Here is a 21844-nt window from a genome sequence, read left to right as displayed (position 1 = left end):
CCTTGGCATGTGGTATCAATCGGGCCTGCTTCTTCGCCCTCTGTTTTGACGCCTTGGGGATATATTGAGAAAATCCGCGACAATCGCGTGAATGCCTGTCTTCCGATGATCACCAGCGTGGTTCTTTATGGGCGCTATTCAGTCTTGTCTTGTGTTTTTGATGCGTTGGTGTTTGGTCCACATATTGTACTGATGATCGGCTTGCATTGGTCCGGTGCTCCACCGCAGCAATCTTGCAGTAGATAGTCAATAAGGCCGCCAATGCCTTGCATATCTGCGAAATAGCGCACAGATCGTCCATGTCTTTGATTGCGGATCAATCCCGCACGCAAAAGTATATTGAGGTTTGTAGACATTGTATTTTGCTTCACAGCTAGGATCTCACCCATTTCTCCAGACAAGAGACCGTCGGCCCCGGCCTTAATCAAAAGGCGAAAGACATCGAGCCTTGTTTGTTGGCTGAGTGCCGCAAATGCTGTGGTTGCTTGGGCGTTATCCATATATCATGAATAATTGATGTTTCAGAGTTAGGCAAGTATAATATGTGTGTTAGCGCTTTTTTCTCTGGCATAGAGTGCAGCAAACCGTGAGAAGACTATTCCTAAATGAGGAAAATGTCTTCGTCAGTTTCAGTCTTTGATTTTCTTTGGCGCGATTGGGCTTCTGATTCCAGATTTTCAAATTTAGAGAGCAATTCCTTGCGGTTTTGACTGTTATTACCCCATTGCCCGTCTTTGAAAAATTTAGACTGTTTGAGCAAATTATCCATTTGACGTGCCAGTTCTTTCATAGTCAGGTCTTCTTTAGCGGTTTGCGCTGGTTTAGGCGTCGCCTTTTTGGCTGACTGTTTGAGTGACTTGAGGGCTACGCCATAATCTTGATCCAATATGGCACGGATACGCCGATTGAGGCTGGTCGGTGAGAAGGGACGAGAGACCACCCAACTTCCTCCGCATGTAATGGCCTTTATAACTCGTTTTCGGGTTGGATTCTGCATCAGAAAGAGAAGATGGGTATTCGGGCTGAGATAGGAACGGCGAAGGTTTTTTTGACCGCGCAAAAGCTCTGAATGCTGGGCGGTATCAAAATCGACGAACAAAAAATCCGGATGAGATCTTCCAGCTTCATTCAAACCGGTTTCGATATCGTCAAACTCTGTGACACGATTGAAACCAGATGACCGCAGCAAAGTGCGCAGCATTTTAAGCTGATACCCATTTCGGTCTACAAGTATAGCCGAGCCATGCTGGATCTTTCTCAACATCAGTGGTCCCCATCGCGGAATTTTATGTCAGGTTTCCCAAATCCCTAACCAAACAAATTTGACAGAAATGACTGAAAAATAGGTAAATGAGATGTATGCTGCTGACATACGGTTATGTCCAGCTATAAGCGGTCGCTGCTTTTATCGCAGGATCAAATGCTTGGGCGTGTCGGTTTTGGCGTTTATGCCTAAGTCTTGCCTCAAACGAACTAGGAATAGCTGTTGAAATGTAATTGTGCTTGGTCGTAACAAGCACCATATTGACTTGATGGGGCATGATTTTGCCAATGGCCTTTGGTGGTTTGATACCAAGGGTTTTATGGCTCTGACTTTTTACAATCCCAATTGTATTTGTGTTGAGACCGGCTGGATAACATTCAGTCTGTATCAGACATTTCGAACCAAGAAGGGAGACTAACCTATGAATTTCGTTGGATTTGATATTGTTGCCATTGTTCTGGTGGTTCTATTCATTCTCATTTTGCTCGCAGGTATCAAGGTTGTACCTCAGGGCTATAATTTTACGATTGAACGGTTTGGGGCTTATACACGCACCCTGAAACCGGGCCTGTCGATTATCGTCCCTTTCATTGACCGCGTGGGTGCCCGTTTGAACATGATGGAGCAGGTCTTGGATGTGCCAAGCCAGGAAGTTATTACCCGTGATAACGCTTCCATCACGTCGGATGGTGTTGCCTTTTATCAGGTGATGAATGCAGCAGGCGCTGCTTATGAAGTCAATAATCTGGAAAATGCTTTGCTCAACCTGACGATGACCAACATCCGTACAGTGATGGGGTCGATGGATCTTGATGAGTTGTTATCTAATCGCGATGAGATCAACGCCCGCTTGCTGGGTGTTGTGGATGCAGCGGCTGCACCGTGGGGCATTAAAATCACACGTATTGAGATCAAGGATATTAATCCCCCTCGGGATCTGGTTGAAGCCATGGGGCGCCAGATGAAAGCGGAACGCGAAAAACGCGCCTCTATTCTTGAAGCTGAAGGGTCTCGCCAATCTGAAATTTTGCGCGCTGAAGGTGATAAACAGGGGCGTATTTTGCAGGCGGAAGGTGCACGTGCTGCTGCGTTTTTGGATGCTGAGTCCCGTGAACGTGCTGCTGAGGCGGAAGCCAAAGCGACGCAAATGGTCAGTAAAGCCATCGCTGAGGGTGATGTTCAGGCTGTCAATTATTTTGTTGCGACCAAATATGTCGACATGCTGGGTGAAGTGATCAAGGCGCCGAACCAGAAAGTTATCATGTTGCCTATTGAAGCCACCTCTATCCTTGGTGCTCTTGGCGGCATTGGCGAGTTGAGCAAAGAAGCGTTTGGCAAGGATATTGTCAATTCCAAACGCGCGTCCCGCGTTCCCACTGTCAAGGATGAACAATAATCCAAGGAACGGAAATGGGCATCCATTGAGAGAAAGAGAGTGAGATGATACAGCAATTTTTTACAGACCTTGGCCCTTCATCCTGGCCTTGGTTCTGGTTGATCCTTGGGCTGGTTCTACTGGTTTTGGAAATTGCAGCTCCAGGCACCATGTTCCTTTGGTTTGGCGTTGCTGCAGTTGTCGTTGGTGGTATCAGCTTTGTTATTGATTTTGGTTGGCAGTTCGCCTTCATTCTGTTTGGTGTCTTGTCGCTTGTTTCTGTGATTGTGGGGCGGATGCTTCTCAAACGGAGTGGGGGCTCGGTGAGTGATCAACCCTTGCTCAATCAACGAGCCTTAGCCTTGGTGGGGCGCTCTTTCCATTTGGATGAGCCGATTGAAAATGGACAGGGGCGGGTTAAAGTCAATGATAGTTACTGGCGTGTCAGGGGCCTCGATTGTCCTGCTGGTAGCAAGGTTGTTGTGACCGGTAGTGACGGAACTATCTTGGATGTAGAGCCATCTCAGTGAGGTGAGGGATAATTTAAAAAGCAAAAGCCGGCACTAAGCCGGCTTTTGCTTTTTCTTTATTCGGTTGGTCTGCGCATCAAGGCTGATGGGTCGGGGGCAGCGGCGGTTCCTCGGACATCAATAAGATTGTTATGCGCCGATTGGCTGCCAGATAGGGATCGTTGGGGAACAACGGATCTGTATCCCCTTTACCCACAACCGCAAAAAGTTGATCTGCGGGCAGACCATGCTCCATCAGGATTGCGCGGACTGCATTGGCGCGATCCGATGATAGTTCCCAGCCGGTATATCCAGAATTGACCGGCACGTTGGACGCTGTGGTGTTGCCTGAAATCTTGACGCGGTTTGGCATGCGGGCCAGCACGGGGGCCATCGCGATGAGTAGGCGGCGCGTGAAGTCATAGGGATATTTTGAGCCCTCGGCAAACATCGAACGCCCGTCTTGATCGACCATTTGGATGTTCAGTCCGTCTTCGTTTTCTTCGATAATAATATGCTTCGAGATTTCGGCGATTTCGGGCAATTCCTGCCAAGCCTGACGCAAGGATGCTGCGGCAGTGGCAAACATGCGCGGTTTTTCGATTTGAGTTTTTTCGATATCGTGGGTGTTTGCTTCGGGGCCTTGTTTGCTGCGCTGGTCATGGCGTTCTTGCGCAAATTCGGAATCGTTCTCTTGTGCTACGGCTGCGACTTCCTTGACATACTCACGGACGGGCATGCCTTCGATTTCAATCATGCCTGCCTTACGCATCACCGGTTTGACACCGAATGCATCTTTCATGGAGCCTGCGACAACCTGCAATTTTTCATTGTCCTGAATGGAAAAAGAAATGATTAAAACGAAAAAGCAGACAAGCAGCGACATCAAATCAGCAAATGTTACGAGCCAATCAGGTGCACCACCTCCGCCTTGTTGTTTTTTCTTTGCCATTGCTTTGCTCTTTTCTTAAAATTTCAAACTATCCAAGCTGCGATCAGGCAGCTTCATCCTGCAAGCTGGCGCGTGCTTTTTCCGGCAAATAGGCAATTAGCATTTCACGGATCAGGTTGGGACTTTTATTCTCTCGGATCTGCATCACACCATCGATGATAAGCGTTTGATTGAGGTCTTCCCCGTCCAATTTGGCGTCCAGTTTGTCGACGATCGGGATACAAATAACGTTAGAAATCAAAGCGCCATACAGTGTGGTCAACAGCGCAATAGCCATCGCAGGGCCAATCGCGGCTGGATCATCCATAGCGGCGAGCATCTGTACCAGACCAACGAGTGTTCCGATCATGCCGAATGCCGGTGCTGCATCTCCTAATTGTTTATAAAAGCGTTTGCCCTCTTGCAGGCGTTCGATATAGAGGTCGCGTTCTCGTTCCATGCTTTCACGAATGAATGTTGGCTCATAGCCATCAGCGATGAACTGGACGCCTTTGGCTAGAACGGGATCGACCACTTCAACATTCTCGAGTCCGAGAGGTCCACTTTTACGGGCCACGTCAGCAAGCTCTGTGATTTTTTCGATCATATCGCGAGGATTGGAGCTTTTGCCACTGAAGGCGACTTTACCACCGGTAACAATCGCCCCGCCGATACCACCCAATGTGAACCGGATGAGCGTTGCGGATAGACCGCCGCCGACCACAATGAGGACAGAGGGAATGTCGACAAACTGACCCAAGGTGCCGCCCAGCAAAATAGCTGTAAGAACGACGGCGAAGGATGCGACCATACCAATGAGAGTTGCAATATCCATTGCTGATTTCCTGTTCCAGATCTCGGATCTTGCGTCCGATGTCTTTTCTTGTCTCAGGCAGTTTATGAAATCAGGTCTAATGGATTGCTAATGAATGGGCAGAAATACGATGAATCTGAAGGAATTTTAGTTAGGGTTACCAAAGGGATAACAAATGGTTATGGCGTGTGATCATATTAGCGGTATGAAATTAGGACCGCGAGCGATCCTAATTTCTATGCTTTAAGCCGCGCCAATGCGAAGAATGTCATGCATATGGAGCAGCCCCACTGGCATGTGATCCTGAATCACAAAAATTGCTGTAATAGAGGAGCTGTTCATTGTTTCAATGGCAGCAGGGACCAACGTGTCGGGAGAGAGTGTTTTTGGCCCTTCAGTCATGACGCCTCTTACGGACTTTGTCAGCAGGTCATCGGATAGGTGTCTGCGCAAGTCGCCGTCTGTCACCATGCCGACAAGTTTGCCATCACTATCGGTAATGCCCACACAGCCAAAGCCCTTTTGCGACATGATCAAGATGACTTCGCTCATGCGGGTATCGATGCCGGTCAATGGCATTTGGTCGCCCTTGTGCATCAGGTCGCGTACATATTGCAGATTGGCACCCAAGCTACCACCGGGATGGAAAACTTTGAAATCAGTTGGTGTGAAGCCACGGCTTTCCAATAGGGCAACGGCCAAGGCATCGCCCAAGCACAACTGCACTGTGGTCGATGTGGTAGGTGCAAGGCCATGGGGGCAGGCTTCTTTGATCTTGGGCATACATAGCGCGATGTCAGATTGTTCTGCCAAAGTGCTCGTCTCTTTAGAGGTCATGGCAATGAGAGGTACTTTAAAGCGTCGGGTGTAGGAAATGATGCTCGCAAGCTCGGCGGTTTCGCCTGACCAAGACATTGCCAATACGACATCTACGTCGCGGATCATGCCCAAATCGCCATGGCTGGCTTCACCCGGATGCACAAAAAAGGCGGGCGTACCAGTGGAAGCAAGGGTTGCGGCCAGTTTGCGTGCGATATGGCCACTTTTGCCCATGCCGGTTACGATCAGGCGCCCCTTGGCCCCTATGATCGTCGCCACCGCCTTCTCAAACGGTTCTTTGAGCGAACCGTCCAAGGCCAGTTTCAGGGCCTGAAGGCCTGAAATTTCATTGTCGATGGTGTAATGGGCGGATTGAATGGGCGAAATAACTTCGCAGTCCAATTGCGTCGACATTCGGTATCCTGCTGTGTGGGGGTTGTTTGAATGACTTCTATACCAAAGCGCCGCTCTATGAAAGAGGTGACTGAAGCTGGCCTGACAAAAGGTGAATAGGAATGTTTACGCGAGCCTTGCTGTTTGTTTGACAAGGAGTTGTTAACCAAACTTGTTTACGATCTGGAAAGGATTGTCTGTGCTCTGCGGCACCTTTAAATTTTGTGAAGCCCGTCAGTGCATAGACCGCGCATGTGTCATGTGGCCCAATCAGCGGATAGGCCCGATCTGGCACCAATTATTTTCGGAGCTTTGTTACATGCGGCTGTTGCTCACATCAACTCTCATGGCTGGGGTTTTTATACCCCTTTCTGCTGCGTGGGGACAGAGCGTATCTACTGATGCTATGGGTGATTTGTTGGTTGATCAAGCGCAATCAACAGCCTCCGAAACATCCACGAACACTGCGACTGATGTTGGTGCTGCGGCTACAACAGTGACTGCTTTGCCTCAATTGCGCGGACGTATTCAATATCCTGTAGGCCCAGTGGCGCCCGTCACTCCAGCCAATCAGGCTGTTACTCCCGTTCAACCTTTGCAAGGACCAGGGCGCGATGGGGATGACCAAAGCGATGCCTATGAGGCCCAAGGGCTCAAGCTGGGGACCTTTGTTCTGTATCCTTCGATCAGTTTTACCATTGAAGCGACGGACAATATTGACGATGTGAGCGTCGGGGTGAACGGGCAATCGGGAACAACTGAATTAGAATTGCGTGCTGAGTCCGACTGGAGCCGACACGCATTGTCGGTAACCACACGTTTGGGCATGACCGGTTATAATGAACCAAATCGAAAACCGGATACCGAGCAGTTTATCGATGGTTCCTTGGAATTGGATTTGGCTGATCAATCCAAGTTGACCTTAACGGGCAGTGCGCAGCAAGAGCGTGAGGCTGCCAACAGTGTGGAGCTTGTCGCATCGGGTGGAACAGCCGAGATTCAGTCTACTTTTTCCACCGGAGCTGTGCTCGATCAGGGGGCAGGTATTTTCCGCTTTCAGTTGCGCGGTGCTATGGCCGCTGAGTCTTATGAGGAAGATAGCACGCGGGATTTCCAAACCTTCACATTTGGGGGGCGCACAGGATTTGCGCTGACCGATCAGGTCACTCCCTTTGTTGATCTGGAGATGAGTCGCAAGGTCTATCGGCAGAGCACCAACACCCAGAATGGTGACAGCTTGCGTGGTTCAATTGGTTTGGAGGTAAACAATCGGGAAACGCTTTCGGGTGAAGCCTCCATCGGTCTGATATCGTGGCGACCCAAAATTAGCGGGCAGGAGGGGGATTCTATGTTATTCGCCGATGCCAGCTTGACTTGGTCTCCCAATGCTTTGTGGTCCTTGACTGGCGGGCTTGAAACCGATTTGACATCAAGCTCGACGGGAGCGACGAGTGTTGCGACTTATACGGCCAGTTTCTCAGCCAGCTATGCGGTGCGCGACAATCTGGATCTGGGTGCAAGCACTACGCTGTCGCGTGAAGTCTATAATGGAATTGGCCGACGGGATAGTGTATTCGATGGAACATTAAGCGCCGAATATTCGTTCAATCGATATTCACAATTGATAGCAAGTGTTGGTCATGAGCGCCGCAATAGCACACAAATTGGCTCGGAATATTCAGAAAACAAAGCTGGCCTAACTCTGAAATTCCAGCGCTAACAAATAGGCTCAAATGTTTGAATTCCTCATGCTCTTGAAGGCGCGTAATAAGTCATTCAAATATTAAATACACTTCCACCCTTGAACGGGTATCTAGAGATCTGAACCATTAGATTCTGATTGGAATATCGCATTGCTATATGCCGATGATGCCGGGGCGCGTCACAGCCATATGCAAATGGTTTGGCAAGGCAGGGATTAGTTGAAGCTACGCACGGCCATATGTGCAATGGCTGCTCCAGCAAAATGGGCATCACCAATCTGTTGGCTAGTCTGATGACTGAAAGTTTGCTCGATCATGCTTGTCGGCTTGCTAACCAAGCCATGCAGATTGGCCGGGATCGGACGGGATAACCGCGCGAAGGTTGCCGTTTTGGTGGATTGCTTCATATGGGCAAAATGCGCCATTCCTGATGGCCCAAAGGCAAAAGTCAGTTTGGCCATTTGATTCGACTGGCTGCGTTGTTGTGGGGCCGGCGTTTTGGTTACAACAGAAGAAGAAGCCGGTCGTGCTGTACGAGGAAGTGCTGCCAGTGTGTTGGCGGTTGCTTCAGGGGGCGTCAACAAAGGGCTTGTCAAACCTGCCAGTTGGGTGCGTTTGGCGTCTTGGGGGAGGGAGGCGACACCCAATTCATTTAGCTCTTTTTGTAACCGTGCGCGTGGGCGCTGTGTGGGCAAGGCCGCCACAAAGGTTTCATCTGACGCAGCATAGGCAAAACGATTGGACGGTTGGTCTTTGTCATCTGCTGGTTTACTTTGAGTCATACTGGCCAAGACAGCGCTGGCGCTCGCATCAGGCTCTATCGCTGTAGCCGGTTCCACAGATTCTGGGGCGATCAAAGTGCGTTCGGCGGATTTTTCTGCTGTCAATCTGGCTTTGGGCAAAGAGGCTAACGTCAGCGTATCTCCGCTTGTTGGCGTCTCAGCAACAGTTGTGTCTTTGTCTGTCTGGTCTTGGTTTTCCACTTGCGACTTTATGGGATCAAGAACTGTTATTGGTTCTGCACTGGCCAGTTGGAAAGGTTTCTGTTTGGCCGAAGCCGGACGGGCGCGCGGCAATGAGGCCATTGTCACAGGCTCTTGAGCTTTCGGCTGCTCTTCTTGTTCGCTCGCTTGAGCGACAGCAATCTCTGCCGTTGTTTCATCAGACGGCAATGGAGCTTGTGGTACCTGATCTCTGAGCGCCGGATCGGGACGGTTCTGTGGGCGTTTGGGTAAGGTGGCCAACTGGCGTGGCATCGCCGAATCTGGTGTCGCCGCAAATGGTCCACCCGTTGGTGTGCCCTGTAGATCGATAGGGGCCGGTGTGATTTGCGTATTCAAAACAGGCTTGGGTGGCTGCTTGGGTTTTTGATTGAGCAGAGATTGTAAGAGAGAGGTTTTTTCTTGCTGTTGCTTCTGGGAAAGTTTGGCAAGTTGAACCTTGGTTGGTTTTTTCGTGCTTGGGGCAGCCTTGGCAACTTGGCTGAAGCGACGCACAGACCGAGATGATCGAATCATGTCTGCTTTGCGTTTGGCAACTTGTGCTTTGGCAACTTTATAGCCTGAGAAGGGTTTACCATCGCGTGGCACATGAACGGTTTTGCCCTTCGGAAAAACCTTGGCTAGTTGCTTTCGGGACATACGCGGCCAGTGGCGCACATTGCCGGTGTCGATATGAACGAAGGGGGATCGGGATGACGGGTAGTAGCCAACGCCCCCGGCTTGCATACGCAATCCTACGTTACGGATTGTCTCGACTGAAACTCCAGGCAGATAAAAATCCATCGCCTGCCCTTTGGTATGGCGGCTGTTTTTGGCGACCCCGCGGCTACGGCTACGCAGCATATTGTTGGTGGCTGGTGAGCGGTAAGCAGAGACGACATGAATGGGTTTTTTTGCGCCGGTTTCCTTGTAGACCTGCCAAATCAAATCAAACAAGGCCGGGTCCATCTGAGTGCTTTCGTTTCGCCGCCAATCTCGTAGAAAACGATTAAGTTGGCGCAAGCCATCAGCATCAAACTTGCCATTGCGTTTGTAGGTTATGGTTGTCGTTTCTTTGGTATGCGTGAAATACAGTGTCAGGGACCTGTTAGCCGCAGTTGCCTGTGTGGGAAACCACATCATAAACATCAGCAAACAAGCCAAAGCGGCAGCGAACCAAGGCGATTTTATACCGCTTGGCGATTGCTGGCTGGCCTGATTGACAGGTCTGAACCGGGACAGATGGTCTTGGTGTCTGGCCACTGGATATCCACTAAATTGTCAGTGTTCGGCACTGACTTAAGTTTCACCACCTCGTTGAACCTGTCTTTCAGATCAAGAGGTCTAGGAACGAAATAACAAGGCTGGCGATGACACGTCTATGCTAGCTGATTTCGTTGTTGCTTCAAACAGCATTATGCTTTGCTTTAGGTTAACGAAAGCAGAATACGCGAAATTATGACTCCGCTTGTCCCGTGATAGTGGAACAGACGCATCTTGCTTATAAGTAAAATAGGGGCAAAAGATGGCGATGGGTGCGCGCAGGCACCCACCAATACCAAAGGCTAGAGATTGAGCGCCTTTTTGACTTTGGCGTTGTGGCCATAGATGTCAGAGCGGATCTGTAGCGTGCCTGTGTCAGACATCCAAGTGGTGAAATAGACCAAATGAACCGGGATTTTCTTGGAAAGATTCACGCGGCGTTCATTGCCACCGATCATTTTCTTAACCCGATTTGCGTTCCAGTTCTTAGTCTGGGACAGGATGATCTCTGCAAAATCCATCGGGTTTTGAACGCGAACGCACCCGTGGCTGAATGCGCGATAGTCCCGATTGAACAAACTGCGCGACGGGGTGTCATGCAGATAAACGGCATGTTGATTGGGGAAAATAAACTTGATATTGCCCAGCGCGTTGCGTGTGCCTGGTGGTTGGCGCAGCCGCACCTGCTTGGCGTCCACCTTGTCCCAGTCCAAAAGGGACGGGTCAACGACCTGTGTACGCCCCTTTACGCTGGCCAATACTTGGTAGTTTCTTTTGGAAAAGAAAGCCGAAGGATCAGATTTGATCTGCGGTAGCAATTCTTTGGTGGCAATGGACCTTGGAATGTTCCAATAGGGATTGACCACTAGATATTCCATTTGATCCGAGAATACCGGCGTTTTGTTGGATGACTTGCCTACGACGACACGAGTTTCGTGGAGCTTCTGATCGCCATTCATCACCTGAACATGATAGGTCGGAATATTGACCATGACGTGGAAATCGCCAAGATCGCGTGGCAACCAGCGCCAGCGCTCCATATTGGCGACGATATCAGCAAGAAGATCCTTGCGGTTGTCGTTGAGGATACGAAGAGTGGCCTTGCCTGCAATTCCGTCTGCAATCAAACCGTTATCAGCCTGAAAGGCTTTGACTTCTTTCGCCAACTCCTTGCTGTAAAGCGTTGGATTCTCCAGCGCTTCTGGTAACTCCAGCTTTTTGCGCAACAGCGGCACGCGCGCATCTTGCATGCCGGCTTTCATGCTTTTGCCATCCGGAATGGGGGGCGTCGTTTCTGCCTTTTTGGCCATGCGCAGGCGGTTATATTCTTCGCGGAGCTGCACAAACCCTTTGAGTGGTGGGTTGTAGCTACGCATCAAGGCGACCGGGTCGCTTGCGGTTGCGATGCTGTTCAGTGCTTCTATTGAATCGGGATAGTGCGGTTTGACTGTGACTTCTTTTTTGGAAAAGCTGCGGGGGTCCACTCGGCCTGCATAGGCATGGCGGGTGTAACGAGTCAAAGCGATGGACAATTTGATATCAGCAAGGGCGATGTCTTGAGCACTGGCACCTTTGTTTCTGGCAATTGAAAGTAAAGGGGTCTCATAGTCGGCAGGGTTCAGGCCGTCTTGATCGACACGAGATAGTGCAAAAATCAGTTTCCGCGCTTGTTTGGTCCATGCACCATTTTCAAACCAAGCGGTTTGAAAATCGCGGTCTGAATAAAATGCGACCAGAGCTGCGTTGTCTCGTTTTTGTAGAAAATTTTTGGTGTGCGGAATGCTGCCAATGGCGTCCTTCAGAGCATCGAACGTATCCTGATCGGCCAATTGATCCACTCCGTGAGTGTCAACGCGCGCCATGTTATTCAGGATTTGATTGATACGGCTTCTAGCCTCGATTTCGGGGCGCAAAGCGGTTTCAGGACTGTGCCCGAAAAGCTCAATGGGCTCTCGAGACGAAAGGGAGGGCTGGGATGCCGCCATGGCGGTGCCTGTGGCTGCGATCAATATCGCCATCAAAGCCGTTGTGGTCCTCATCATCATGTTGTGTCCTGCTATCCGAATCTTTTTGCACCCTGAACAAATCAAAAGCGTTGTTGGAGCCAAGAAGCAACACAAATCGAATCACAATTTCGACAACAATCCGGTTGTGTAGCAGCTGTGCAACGATCACGATGCTTTTGCGCCTTCATCTGTTGATGCTTCTCCTTCTTGCTCAAGACCATAATCCTTGAGTTTGCGATAAAGAGTCGAACGGCCGATGCCCAAGCGGCGGGCGACATCGGACATCCGATAGTCATGATGGGTCAGGGCGCGACCAATGATTTCTGCTTCCAACTCGGCCAGAGGGCGAATGTTGCCATGTTCATCCAGCAAGCGAAGCAAGCCCCAAGGATCTTGTTGGCGGGGTGCTTCTGGCGCTGTCGAAGCATGAATGGTTTGAACATTGTGGGCGTCTTGGTTGGAAAGAGGGAGAGTTGGGGAATATTGAACAGCTGACTCGACGTTTTGTATTTCGTCCCCTGTTCGTTGCTGTTCAATCCCGTGCATCGGCTCGGTGTAGATTAGATGCTCAGGGTAGGGGGCTCTGGCCTTAACGACGGTTTCGCTGAATGCGCTGACCTGACTGGCGATTTGCGGAAATTCCTCAATCGTTAGCTGATCTCCGTCACACAGAACCACCGCTCGGAAAACCGTGTTTTCCAATTGGCGGATGTTGCCCGGCCAGTCATATGTCTGCAGCAGAGACAGTGCTTGTGTTGTGATGTGGGAAAGGCTTTTGCGGCCCTCTTCGGCGGCGAACCGTGTGAGGAAATTCTTTGCCAGCGCCGGAACGTCGTCCTTGCGATCACGCAACGGGGGCACGCGAATAGGGAAGACATTGAGGCGATAATACAGGTCTTCTCGGAATTTTCCGTCTTTGACTTGCTGAATCAAATCCTTGTTGGTGGCGGATATGAGGCGGAAATCCACTTTTACCGGTTTTTGCGCGCCGACTGGATCAATTTCTCCTTCTTGCAGTGCGCGCAACAGTTTGACCTGTGTTTCCAGCGGTAGTTCGCCAACTTCATCAAGAAATAAAGTGCCGCCATTGGCCTCAAGAAATTTTCCGGTGTGTTTTTCGCTGGCACCTGTGAAGGCACCTTTCTCATGACCAAACAGGATGCTTTCGACAAGGTTGTCGGGGATGGCACCGCAATTGACCGTCACAAAGGGTTTGTTGGCGCGATTGGACGCATTTTGAATGGCTTTTGCGATCAGTTCTTTACCGACTCCTGATTCTCCTTCGATCAGAATAGGAATCTGTGATTTTGCGGCCCGTTGGCCTAAATTGAGCACCCGAGCCATGGCTTCGCTGGAAGAAATGATGCTTTTAAAACTATAGCTGCCTTGGCTTTTTGATCGAATGCGGGTGATTTCTTCTTCCAGCGCATTGACCTTTAAGGCGTTGCGCATGGCGATTTGCAAGCGCTCGGGGGCTACGGGTTTGATGACAAAATCAAAGGCCCCCGCGCGCATGGCATTCACCGCGGTATCGATGCCAGCATGGGCTGTCTGGACGATGATCGGGGCCTTTATGGCGGTTTTCTGCAGTGCTTGCAAAACCCCCATGCCGTCAAGGTTTGGCATAACAAGGTCTAGGATGATCAGGTCAAAATAGGCGCTGGGATGCTGGTCGAGAATAGCCAAAGCCTGCTCGCCGTTTTCGGCGCTAACTGACTGGAAGCCGCTTTTTTGAACAATCGCTTCAAGCAATCGGCGTTGCACCGGATCGTCATCAACAACTAGGATATGTTCACTCATGTTGTGCCAATGCCTTGTTTTAAGGAGAATCACCCGAGCAGAGCAGGTGCTGCCTACGAACGAAAGCGCTGATGCGTTGCCTTCAAGTGAGCCAGTGCACAGGCCATCGTTGTTTCATTTTGAACCACGATGCGGCCTATCGGTTAATGGCACATTAATTTATGGTTATAGTCTCGCAAAAATTTGTGTGCATAGCCGGGCGCACATACTGTCAAACAAGATGGTTTGCTCTGTGCAAAGCCTCATTGCTGCCTGTATTTTGGCTAAGGCATTTGACGTGCCCGAATGAATGCCTATCTTAAAGGGGCATTCTCATGCTGGTTGGATGCGATCCTGCCACCCATATTCACCGATTTTCTGGAAACTCATTCATGGTCGCTGCACTTTCTCTTCTCTCATCCTTCAACGCCGCATTTGCCGCTCAAGATCAGGCTGGTGCCAACAAAGTGCTTGCAGACCTGCCGGAATGGAATCTGGATGATCTGTATAGTGGTCTGGACGATCCGGCGTTGAAAGCCGATTTTGCCCAATGCCAAAGTGAAGTTGAGCAATTCGCTGCTGACTTTCAGGGCAAGCTCAGCGCGATGCTGTCTGAAAAAGGCGGTGATAGTCTCGCTGAGGGCCTCAAGCGTTATGAAGCGATGCAAGAGCGTATGGGCAAGTTGATCAGTTTTGCCGGTCTGATGTATTCGGGTAATACCACCGATTCCGCGCGCGCCAAATTCTATGGTGACGTGCAGGAAAAAATCACAACGATATCAACCCAACTCTTGTTCTTCGAGCTGGAACTGAACCGCGTGGAAGACGCGTTGCTGGATGATTCCGTCGCTAACAGTGCTGCGCTTACCCATTACAAGCCTTGGCTTGATGATTTGCGCAAGGAAAAGCCTTATCAACTGGATGATGCCATTGAGAAGCTTTTCTATGAAAAGTCTGTCACTGGCGCGATGGCTTGGAACCGGTTGTTCGACGAAACCATGGCAGGGTTGCGCTTCTCCGTGGAGGTCGATGGTGAAACCAAAGAGTTGGCCATTGAGCAGACGCTTAACCTGATGACGGATTCTGACGGCGAGAAACGGCGTGTGGCGGCCAATGCCTTGTCGACCACCTTTAAAGACAACCTGTCGACCTTTTCTCTGATTTCCAACGTTTTGGCCAAAGACAAATCTATTTCCGACACGTGGCGCGGCTTTGAAGATGTGGCAGATAGCCGCCACTTGGCTAACCGTGTGGAACGTGAAGTGGTCGATGCTTTGGTGGTCGCGGTTGAGGATGCTTATCCGCGCCTTTCCCATCGCTATTATGCCTTGAAAGCCAAATGGTTTGGTAAAGATGCTTTGGACCACTGGGACCGCAATGCGCCGTTGCCAGCGGTGCCGACCCGCACCATTGAATGGCCCGAAGCCAAGGATATCGTGCAAGAGGCCTATGGTGGTTTCGCACCTGAGATGGCCGAAATTTCCGAGCAGTTCTTTGCTAAAGGCTGGATTGATGCCGCTGTGCGAGAAGGCAAATCTCCCGGAGCCTTCGCCCATCCGACTGTTCCAAGTGTACACCCTTATGTGTTGCTCAACTATATGGGGAAACCACGCGATGTGATGACTTTGGCTCATGAACTTGGGCATGGTGTTCATCAGGTCTTAGCCGCCAAACAGGGGGCTTTAATGGCTCCGACACCATTGACCCTCGCTGAAACCGCCAGTGTTTTTGGTGAGATGCTGACGTTCCGGTCTCTGCTTGCCAAAACATCGTCTGTTGCAGAACGTCGTGCCATGCTTGCGGGCAAGGTCGAGGATATGTTGAACACTGTGGTGCGCCAGATTGCTTTTTATCTATTCGAGCGCAAGCTGCATACGGCACGCAGTGAAGGAGAATTGACGAAAGACCAAATCTGCGAGCTATGGATGAGCGTACAAGCAGATAGTTTGGGGCCTTCTGTTCGATTGGGTGAGGGATATGAGACCTATTGGGCCTATATTCCGCACTTCATACATTCCCCATTCTATGTGTATGCCTATGCCTTTGGTGATTGTTTGGTCAATTCGCTTTATTCTGTCTATCAGAATAGCGATGAGAGCTTCGTTCAGAAATATTTCGATATGCTGAGCGCAGGTGGAACCAAGCATCATTCTGAGTTGTTGGCACCTTTCGGACTGGATGCCAGCGATCCCGGTTTCTGGTCGAAAGGTCTTTCGGTTGTGGAGTCCCTGATTGACGAGCTGGAAGCGCTGGAAGGCGCATAAAGCTCTTTGTCAGGTTGATCTTGGAGCGTAGCTGTTATGGCGAAAGAAAAGACACCTGATGATCAGGCATTGCCCCTTATTGACAAGGGGGGCGCTTATGACGATGAGAACCGGTTTGGACAACGCGTTAAGCGCTACGCCCGCGTCAATGCGGGCGTAGGCGGCTTTGTTGCGCGCGCTGCCGGTTCTCGTATTTTGGGCCGCAACAACAATGACATTGGGCGAGAGGCTGCCGATTTGGCCCGTGTGTTGGGTGATCTCAAAGGTCCTTTGATGAAGGTCGCGCAAATGCTGGCGACTGTGCCCGATGTCGTGCCGCCAGAATATTCAGCTGAGCTCGCGCAGCTGCAGGCTGATGCACCACCGATGGGGTGGGCATTTACCAAACGCCGCATGCGGTCTGAACTCGGGGCTCAATGGCGCTCCCGTTTTGCAGACTTCAGTCATGAACCTGCCGCTGCGGCCTCGTTGGGCCAAGTGCATAAAGCAACGCTGGAGGATGGCTCTCAGCTTGCCTGCAAACTGCAATATCCAGATATGGCCTCCGCTGTAGAGGCCGACCTCAAGCAGCTGAATATGCTGTTTGCTGTGCATCGTAGCATCCAGAGTGCCATCGATACGCGCGAAGTGGCAAAGGAGCTGGGGGATCGGGTGCGTGAGGAGCTCGACTATGTGCGCGAAGCTTGGCACATGCATTTGTACCGCAACATCTTGCGTGACCATTCTGGCATTCGGGTTCCTAAAGTTTTTGACACGCTATCCACACCTCGCCTGCTGACAATGGGGTGGCTTGATGGCCGTAAGCTGTTGGATTATCGCAACCATAGCCAAGAAGAGCGCAATTATCTAACAACCTGTTTGTTTGACGCTTGGTGGTATCCGTTTGCTCATCAGGGCATCATTCACGGTGATCCTCATTTGGGCAATTACTCTGCGTTTGAAGAGAATGGCGAGATCGGTGGCATCAATCTGTATGACTATGGCTGCATCCGGATTTTTCGGCCCGAGTTTGTGCAGGGGGTTGTCGACCTGTATCACGGTATATTGGCCGAGGATCACGATCAGATTGTGCATGCTTATGAGACGTGGGGCTTTTCTAATCTCAGCACGGAAATGGTACATGCGCTCAATGTTTGGGCCAAATTCATCTATGGTCCTATGCTAGATGATCGCGTGCGCACGATTGCTGATGGTATCAGCCCTGCTGAGTATGGTCGTCGGCAAGCTTTCCAAGTTGGTCAGGAATTAAAGCGTTTGGGGCCGGTGACTGTGCCGCGGGAATTTGTTTTCATGAACCGTGCTGCCGTCGGGCTGGGCGGTGTCTTCTTGCATCTGAAAGCGGAATTGAATTTCTATGATATGTTCAACAAGCAGATCGAGAATTTCTCTGCCGAGCGTGTGCGTGCTGCTCGACGGTTGTTGCCTGCCGCGCCTGGCGGGTTTGATGAGAGCTTTGGTCCGGTCGAATAGGACAATGCAGCTAAGCTACTAATTGCACCATGATGTTTGATGCGCTATGTTGCCGCAGACAAATTACCTATCGGCCCAGCGGGATGCTGGAGGAGGATATAAATGGCGGACAAACTCAATCCAGTCATGGACTATGACGAACACAACAAAACCTATGATCGTTTCATCGCAATGTTCAAATACGGCACCATTGTAGGGATTGTAGTTCTTGTTTTCATGGCAATCACATTGCTCTGATCAAGTTGGCTCAGCATAAGCAAGGCAATAGTGAAAAAGCACGCTCAAGGGCGTGCTTTTTGATTCCGGTGATACAGCGATGATTGGTTCCTACGCTTTGCTCTGATTTTTGAGCTTTCGCGTACGGTTCATGCCATTGATAGCAGGACTGTAATTGGGATTTATAACCTTGGCTCTGGAATAGGAATCGAAGGCCTTGCTGTAGTCGCCCACTTTTTCCAGCGCGATGCCCTGATTGGTCCAGGCCCGATAATTGCTTCGATCAATCCTGACCGCATTGGAGAAATCACCCAACGCGCCTTTGATATCATTCTGAGCCAAATAGCTGATGCCGCGTGAACTGAATGCGTCGGTATTGGAAGCATCCAAACTCAGGGCAAAAGTAAAGTCCTCAATTGCTTGATCGTGATTGCGCTGTTGCTGGAATATCAAACCGCGATGATAATAGGCGCGCGGATCACGTGTCTTGGCCACAATTGCTTGGTTATAGTCCGAGATAGCGCGCGCGGGGTCATTTTCATTGCGGAAAATGTCACCGCGACCGATCAAGGCTACGTCATAACCGGGATTGAGAACAATTGCCCGATTATAGTCATCAACTGCGGCTTGTAGATTTCCCATTTTTTTATGGATCAAGGCGCGGTTGGCAAAAGCTTGATGGAATTGCGGATTAAGCGCAATAGCGCGATTGTAATCCTGCATAGCGAGATTGAACTGTCCCGAACGGCCAAAAGCCGTGCCCCGAATGTTAAAGGCATTCGCGTCATTCGGATTCTGTGCGATCACCTGATTGAGTGAGGTGATGTTGTCAGCCGAACCCGCATTTCGATCAAAGTCAGAAGAATTACCCATTCCTGTCGTCTGGCACGCTGCGAGCGTTACAGAAACACAAGTGATGGCAAGAAACTGCTTGATAGGGCGCTTGCTGAGCATTTTTTGACAGACCTCGTCAGAAATTGACTACGCTCAAATTGAGCAATAGGGGTGTGCCACTTTTGACAGGAAAGTCTGTTCAAAGTTTGGCGACTACCCGCTATTTCTGGCCGAATCGTACGTTCTCCCCGAAAAGTCTTGGAAGACCTGATTCGGAGTATAACCAATCAGATTAAAACCTGATCGGGCCTTAGATACAAGAACAAGCGTTTGCATCATACTTACAACAGGTCTCGCATGCGAGACCTGATCAGCAGGCACCAAACCTTGTTGCATAACCGTTTGCGCTATTCATTCCAAAGGACCTTGTTCGCAAAACTTAGCGAGCAGGACGTGGTTTGGAAGGAAGTAGGCCTTCGCGCTGCAGCTTTTTACGAGCCAGCTTGCGAGCACGACGAACGGCTTCTGCTTTTTCACGAGCCTTCTTTTCAGATGGCTTTTCATAAAAGTTCCGCATTTTCATTTCACGGAACACGCCTTCACGCTGGAGTTTCTTTTTCAGCGCCTTCAAGGCTTGGTCAACATTGTTATCGCGGACGAGTACTTGCACGCGTCAATCCCTAAGTTCGTGATGTGTGGATTTTCGAAAAATCGACCACCGCCTCGGCAGTGTCCGAAGGTTTGGGCGGTTCTAACAGACGGTTGATGGCTTGTCTATATGTAAGCAAGAGCTTTTGATGAAAAATCACTAAAAACCGCGCTTAATCGCCTTTTATCGGTGATATTTGATTCAGATGTCCCATTTTCCGGCCGTCTCGTGTCTCCGATTTGCCATACGAATGCAAGGAACTGGATGGATGTGAGAGATGCTTGGGCCAAGCATTGATGTCGTCGCCGATCAAATTTGTCATGACAACGTCGCTATGCCGACGTGTGTCGCCCAGCGGCCAGCCCGCAACCGCGCGGATATGCTGTTCAAATTGTGAGACAAGGCAGGCGCTTTCTGTCCAATGGCCAGAATTGTGAACCCGAGGCGCCATTTCATTGGCGACAAGGCGTTGATCAAAGCTATCTGGTAACAGGAATAATTCAACGGCCAGCACGCCGACATAGTCAAGAGCCTGCGCAACTTTTTCGCCAATCTGACGGGCTTGAGCCGCTACCTCGGGGCTAATGTGAGCCGGGACTGTGGTTGTCTTAAGGATTTGGTTTTTGTGCACATTTTCAGCGATATCATAAGAGACGGTCTGTCCCTGTTCATTGCGAGCGGCGATGACTGAAATTTCGCGTTCAAATGGAACAAAGGCTTCCAGAATAGCTGGCTGATTGCCAATTGCGTCCAACGCTCCTGTCAAATCAGCTTCGTTTTTGAGAAAAACCTGTCCTTTGCCATCATACCCGAAGCGACGGGTTTTGAGCAGAGCAGGTAGGCCCAGTTTGGCAACGCCATCGCGCAGGTCCTGTTCTGATGAAATGTCGTAGAAACCCGCGGTGGGGATGTCGATTGAGGCGAAAAAGTTCTTTTCTGTCAGACGATCCTGTGAGGTTTTGAGCACATTGTCGCCGGGAAGGACAGGAAGGCGCGCTTTGAGAAACTCAACGGTCGGAGCCGGAATATTTTCAAATTCATAAGTGACCCGCTGCACTGATCGGGCAAAAGCTTCCAATGCTGCTTCGTCTTCATAGCTGGCACATGTGTGAAATGCCGTTACGTCAAAAGCGGGGCTGTTGGGGTCTGGGCAATAGATGTGGCTTTTGAGGCCAATCCGGCTCGCCGCCAGTGCCATCATACGGCCCAGCTGACCGCCACCAAGAATGCCGATAGTATCGCCCGGTTGCAGCATGATTGAGTGCCTTTGTGTTTGCTTTTAATCTTGGTCAACCGGAGCCAGTGCTATGGCATCTGATTGCGCCGTGCGCCATGCATCTAGCCGTTCTGCCAAGGCGTCATCGGTGGTTGCTAAAATGGCCGCCGCCAAAAGCCCCGCATTTACGGCGCCAGCGCGACCAATGGCCAATGTGCCGACGGGAATACCTGCGGGCATCTGAACAATGGACAACAGTGAGTCCTGTCCGCTCAAGGCTTTTGATTGAATCGGAACACCCAAAACGGGTAGGGGGGTCATGGCTGCTGTCATGCCAGGAAGGTGTGCTGCCCCTCCGGCGCCGGCAATGATGACTTTAAATCCGTCTGCTTTTGCTGCTTTAGCAAAATCAGCCATGCGATCCGGGGTTCGGTGGGCAGAGATGATTCTGGCTTCATGAGCGACACCCAAGGTGTCTAGGACCTCAGCGGCATGACGCATGGTGGGCCAGTCCGACTGGCTACCCATGATAATGGCGACTGGAGTCTGAGGGGATGGCCCGGAGTGCGACATGATAGATCCTTGGCAGAGATTTTATCGGCTGGTGATAATCTGTGTAAGGTCGGGGAGTATAGAGAAGTTTATATATGGGACAAGCTTTAAGATGTGCGCATTTGGTGCTCATTCGTTGCCGTTCCGGAAGCGCTGTTGCAGCGTCTCATATTGGTCCAAGAGAGTTGCTATCAGGCAATAATATCAGGAAAAAGCCGGTTTTCTAGGCGCTGTATGTCGTCCTTGAGTGACAACTTCTTTTTCTTCATACGCTGAATGGGCAAGGCATTGCCGCCCGGTCTTTCAACCATCGCTTGAATGGCGATGTCGAGATCCGAATGTTCCGTCTTTAACTGTGCCATTTTGGCGCGGATTTCTTCTTCTTCCTTGGGAGTCATCGTGCCGCAATCAGTATGATAAAAGATAACAAATTCAGTATATTATATGCGTGTAATTTTCAAGTTGAGATTTATTTCATTTATGACATTTAACAAAGTGGAATGTTTGGTTGTATAAAATAAACAGTGTGTTGGTGAAGTGTCAAAACCTGTCGACAGTCTGAAATACTTGTGCAACAATCGAAGTGTTTCAATCGTACCAATGGAGGTCTGTATGTCGTTAGAGTCACGTATTCAGGAACTGCAACGTAAGCATGATGAACTGGATAAGACGATCGAAGAGGAATTTGCCCATCCATCCGTTGATGACTTAGATTTAGCCGAATTGAAGCGAAAGAAACTGCTATTAAGAGATGAAATTGCCCAGCTAAAGGCCGAGAGCTAACCGTCGCTCTCTAATCAGTTAAAA

General features: G+C 50.2%; 20 protein-coding genes. 7 read left to right on the top strand and 13 right to left on the bottom strand.

Annotated elements, in window-relative coordinates:
• Positions 1-134: 134 nt before the first annotated feature.
• Both C0081_RS20850 and C0081_RS20845 read right to left on the bottom strand, forming a co-directional pair.
• Complete coding sequence (locus tag C0081_RS20850; RefSeq protein WP_101535671.1) at positions 135-500, bottom strand: ArsR/SmtB family transcription factor; 366 nt, start codon at positions 498-500, stop codon at positions 135-137.
• 101 nt (positions 501-601) lie between these two features.
• A complete protein-coding gene (locus tag C0081_RS20845; RefSeq protein ID WP_101535670.1) occupies positions 602-1264 on the bottom strand; it encodes a response regulator in 663 nt (220 codons plus the stop codon).
• Positions 1265-1685: 421 nt separating this feature from the next.
• On the opposite strand from C0081_RS20845, the gene C0081_RS20835 reads away from it, so the two are divergent.
• Positions 1686-2660: an SPFH domain-containing protein gene (locus tag C0081_RS20835; RefSeq protein WP_101535668.1), complete on the top strand. Its 975-nt coding sequence runs from the start codon at positions 1686-1688 to the stop codon at positions 2658-2660.
• Positions 2661-2704: 44 nt separating this feature from the next.
• On the top strand, positions 2705-3169 hold the full coding sequence (locus tag C0081_RS20830) for an NfeD family protein (RefSeq protein WP_101535667.1): 465 nt from the start codon (positions 2705-2707) through the stop codon (positions 3167-3169).
• Between the two features lie 76 nt (positions 3170-3245).
• Here the strand turns inward: C0081_RS20830 and C0081_RS20825 are convergent, their stop codons facing one another.
• The 3 genes from C0081_RS20825 to C0081_RS20815 all read right to left on the bottom strand — a co-directional run bounded on the left by C0081_RS20825 (position 3246) and on the right by C0081_RS20815 (position 6126).
• Positions 3246-4100 (bottom strand): OmpA/MotB family protein, encoded by an 855-nt coding sequence (locus C0081_RS20825; RefSeq protein ID WP_101535666.1) that lies wholly within the window; start codon positions 4098-4100, stop codon positions 3246-3248.
• Between the two features lie 43 nt (positions 4101-4143).
• On the bottom strand, positions 4144-4914 hold the full coding sequence (locus C0081_RS20820) for a MotA/TolQ/ExbB proton channel family protein (RefSeq protein ID WP_101535665.1): 771 nt from the start codon (positions 4912-4914) through the stop codon (positions 4144-4146).
• A 222-nt stretch (positions 4915-5136) separates the two neighbouring features.
• Positions 5137-6126: a KpsF/GutQ family sugar-phosphate isomerase gene (locus C0081_RS20815; RefSeq protein WP_101535664.1), complete on the bottom strand. Its 990-nt coding sequence runs from the start codon at positions 6124-6126 to the stop codon at positions 5137-5139.
• Between the two features lie 298 nt (positions 6127-6424).
• Here C0081_RS20815 and C0081_RS20810 point away from each other — a divergent pair, with 298 nt between their 5' ends.
• A complete protein-coding gene (locus C0081_RS20810) occupies positions 6425-7825 on the top strand; it encodes an outer membrane beta-barrel protein (RefSeq protein WP_180966990.1) in 1401 nt (466 codons plus the stop codon).
• Positions 7826-8023: 198 nt separating this feature from the next.
• On the opposite strand, the gene mepK is transcribed toward C0081_RS20810, so the two are convergent.
• The 3 genes from mepK to C0081_RS20795 form a co-directional block, all read right to left on the bottom strand.
• The gene (gene mepK / locus C0081_RS20805; protein ID WP_245418011.1) at positions 8024-10051 is read right to left on the bottom strand and encodes a peptidoglycan L,D-endopeptidase MepK; all 2028 of its coding nucleotides are present in this window, start codon (positions 10049-10051) and stop codon (positions 8024-8026) included.
• Positions 10052-10353: 302 nt separating this feature from the next.
• Entirely contained in the window at positions 10354-12096 is a 1743-nt protein-coding gene (locus C0081_RS20800; protein WP_101535662.1) for a L,D-transpeptidase family protein, read from the bottom strand.
• A 126-nt stretch (positions 12097-12222) separates the two neighbouring features.
• Positions 12223-13857 (bottom strand): sigma-54-dependent transcriptional regulator, encoded by a 1635-nt coding sequence (locus C0081_RS20795; protein WP_101535661.1) that lies wholly within the window; start codon positions 13855-13857, stop codon positions 12223-12225.
• Between the two features lie 371 nt (positions 13858-14228).
• On the opposite strand from C0081_RS20795, the gene C0081_RS20790 reads away from it, so the two are divergent.
• From C0081_RS20790 to C0081_RS20780, 3 genes are all read left to right on the top strand, one after another.
• On the top strand, positions 14229-16100 hold the full coding sequence (locus C0081_RS20790) for a M3 family oligoendopeptidase (RefSeq protein WP_101535660.1): 1872 nt from the start codon (positions 14229-14231) through the stop codon (positions 16098-16100).
• 36 nt (positions 16101-16136) lie between these two features.
• Entirely contained in the window at positions 16137-17570 is a 1434-nt protein-coding gene (locus C0081_RS20785) for an ABC1 kinase family protein (RefSeq protein WP_101535659.1), read from the top strand.
• A 102-nt stretch (positions 17571-17672) separates the two neighbouring features.
• Entirely contained in the window at positions 17673-17807 is a 135-nt protein-coding gene (locus C0081_RS20780; protein WP_101535658.1) for an aa3-type cytochrome c oxidase subunit IV, read from the top strand.
• Between the two features lie 90 nt (positions 17808-17897).
• Here the strand turns inward: C0081_RS20780 and C0081_RS20775 are convergent, their stop codons facing one another.
• The 5 genes from C0081_RS20775 to C0081_RS20755 form a co-directional block, all read right to left on the bottom strand.
• On the bottom strand, positions 17898-18740 hold the full coding sequence (locus C0081_RS20775; RefSeq protein ID WP_101535657.1) for a tetratricopeptide repeat protein: 843 nt from the start codon (positions 18738-18740) through the stop codon (positions 17898-17900).
• Positions 18741-19059: 319 nt separating this feature from the next.
• Positions 19060-19290: a 30S ribosomal protein S21 gene (gene rpsU, locus C0081_RS20770; RefSeq protein ID WP_101535656.1), complete on the bottom strand. Its 231-nt coding sequence runs from the start codon at positions 19288-19290 to the stop codon at positions 19060-19062.
• Between the two features lie 151 nt (positions 19291-19441).
• Complete coding sequence (locus C0081_RS20765) at positions 19442-20524, bottom strand: 5-(carboxyamino)imidazole ribonucleotide synthase (protein ID WP_101535655.1); 1083 nt, start codon at positions 20522-20524, stop codon at positions 19442-19444.
• A gap of 24 nt (positions 20525-20548) precedes the next feature.
• Positions 20549-21058, bottom strand: a complete 510-nt coding sequence (gene purE, locus C0081_RS20760; protein WP_101535654.1) for a 5-(carboxyamino)imidazole ribonucleotide mutase — start codon at positions 21056-21058, stop codon at positions 20549-20551.
• A 170-nt stretch (positions 21059-21228) separates the two neighbouring features.
• A complete protein-coding gene (locus C0081_RS20755) occupies positions 21229-21435 on the bottom strand; it encodes a YdcH family protein (RefSeq protein WP_101535653.1) in 207 nt (68 codons plus the stop codon).
• Between the two features lie 214 nt (positions 21436-21649).
• Here C0081_RS20755 and C0081_RS20750 point away from each other — a divergent pair, with 214 nt between their 5' ends.
• A complete protein-coding gene (locus tag C0081_RS20750) occupies positions 21650-21820 on the top strand; it encodes a YdcH family protein (RefSeq protein ID WP_101535652.1) in 171 nt (56 codons plus the stop codon).
• Positions 21821-21844 lie beyond the last annotated feature (24 nt).

This window comes from Cohaesibacter celericrescens (assembly GCF_002866925.1).
GTDB lineage: Bacteria > Pseudomonadota > Alphaproteobacteria > Rhizobiales > Cohaesibacteraceae > Cohaesibacter > Cohaesibacter celericrescens.
Note: the sequence above shows the minus strand (reverse complement) of the source record. Positions and strands in the feature narration are given on the sequence as shown.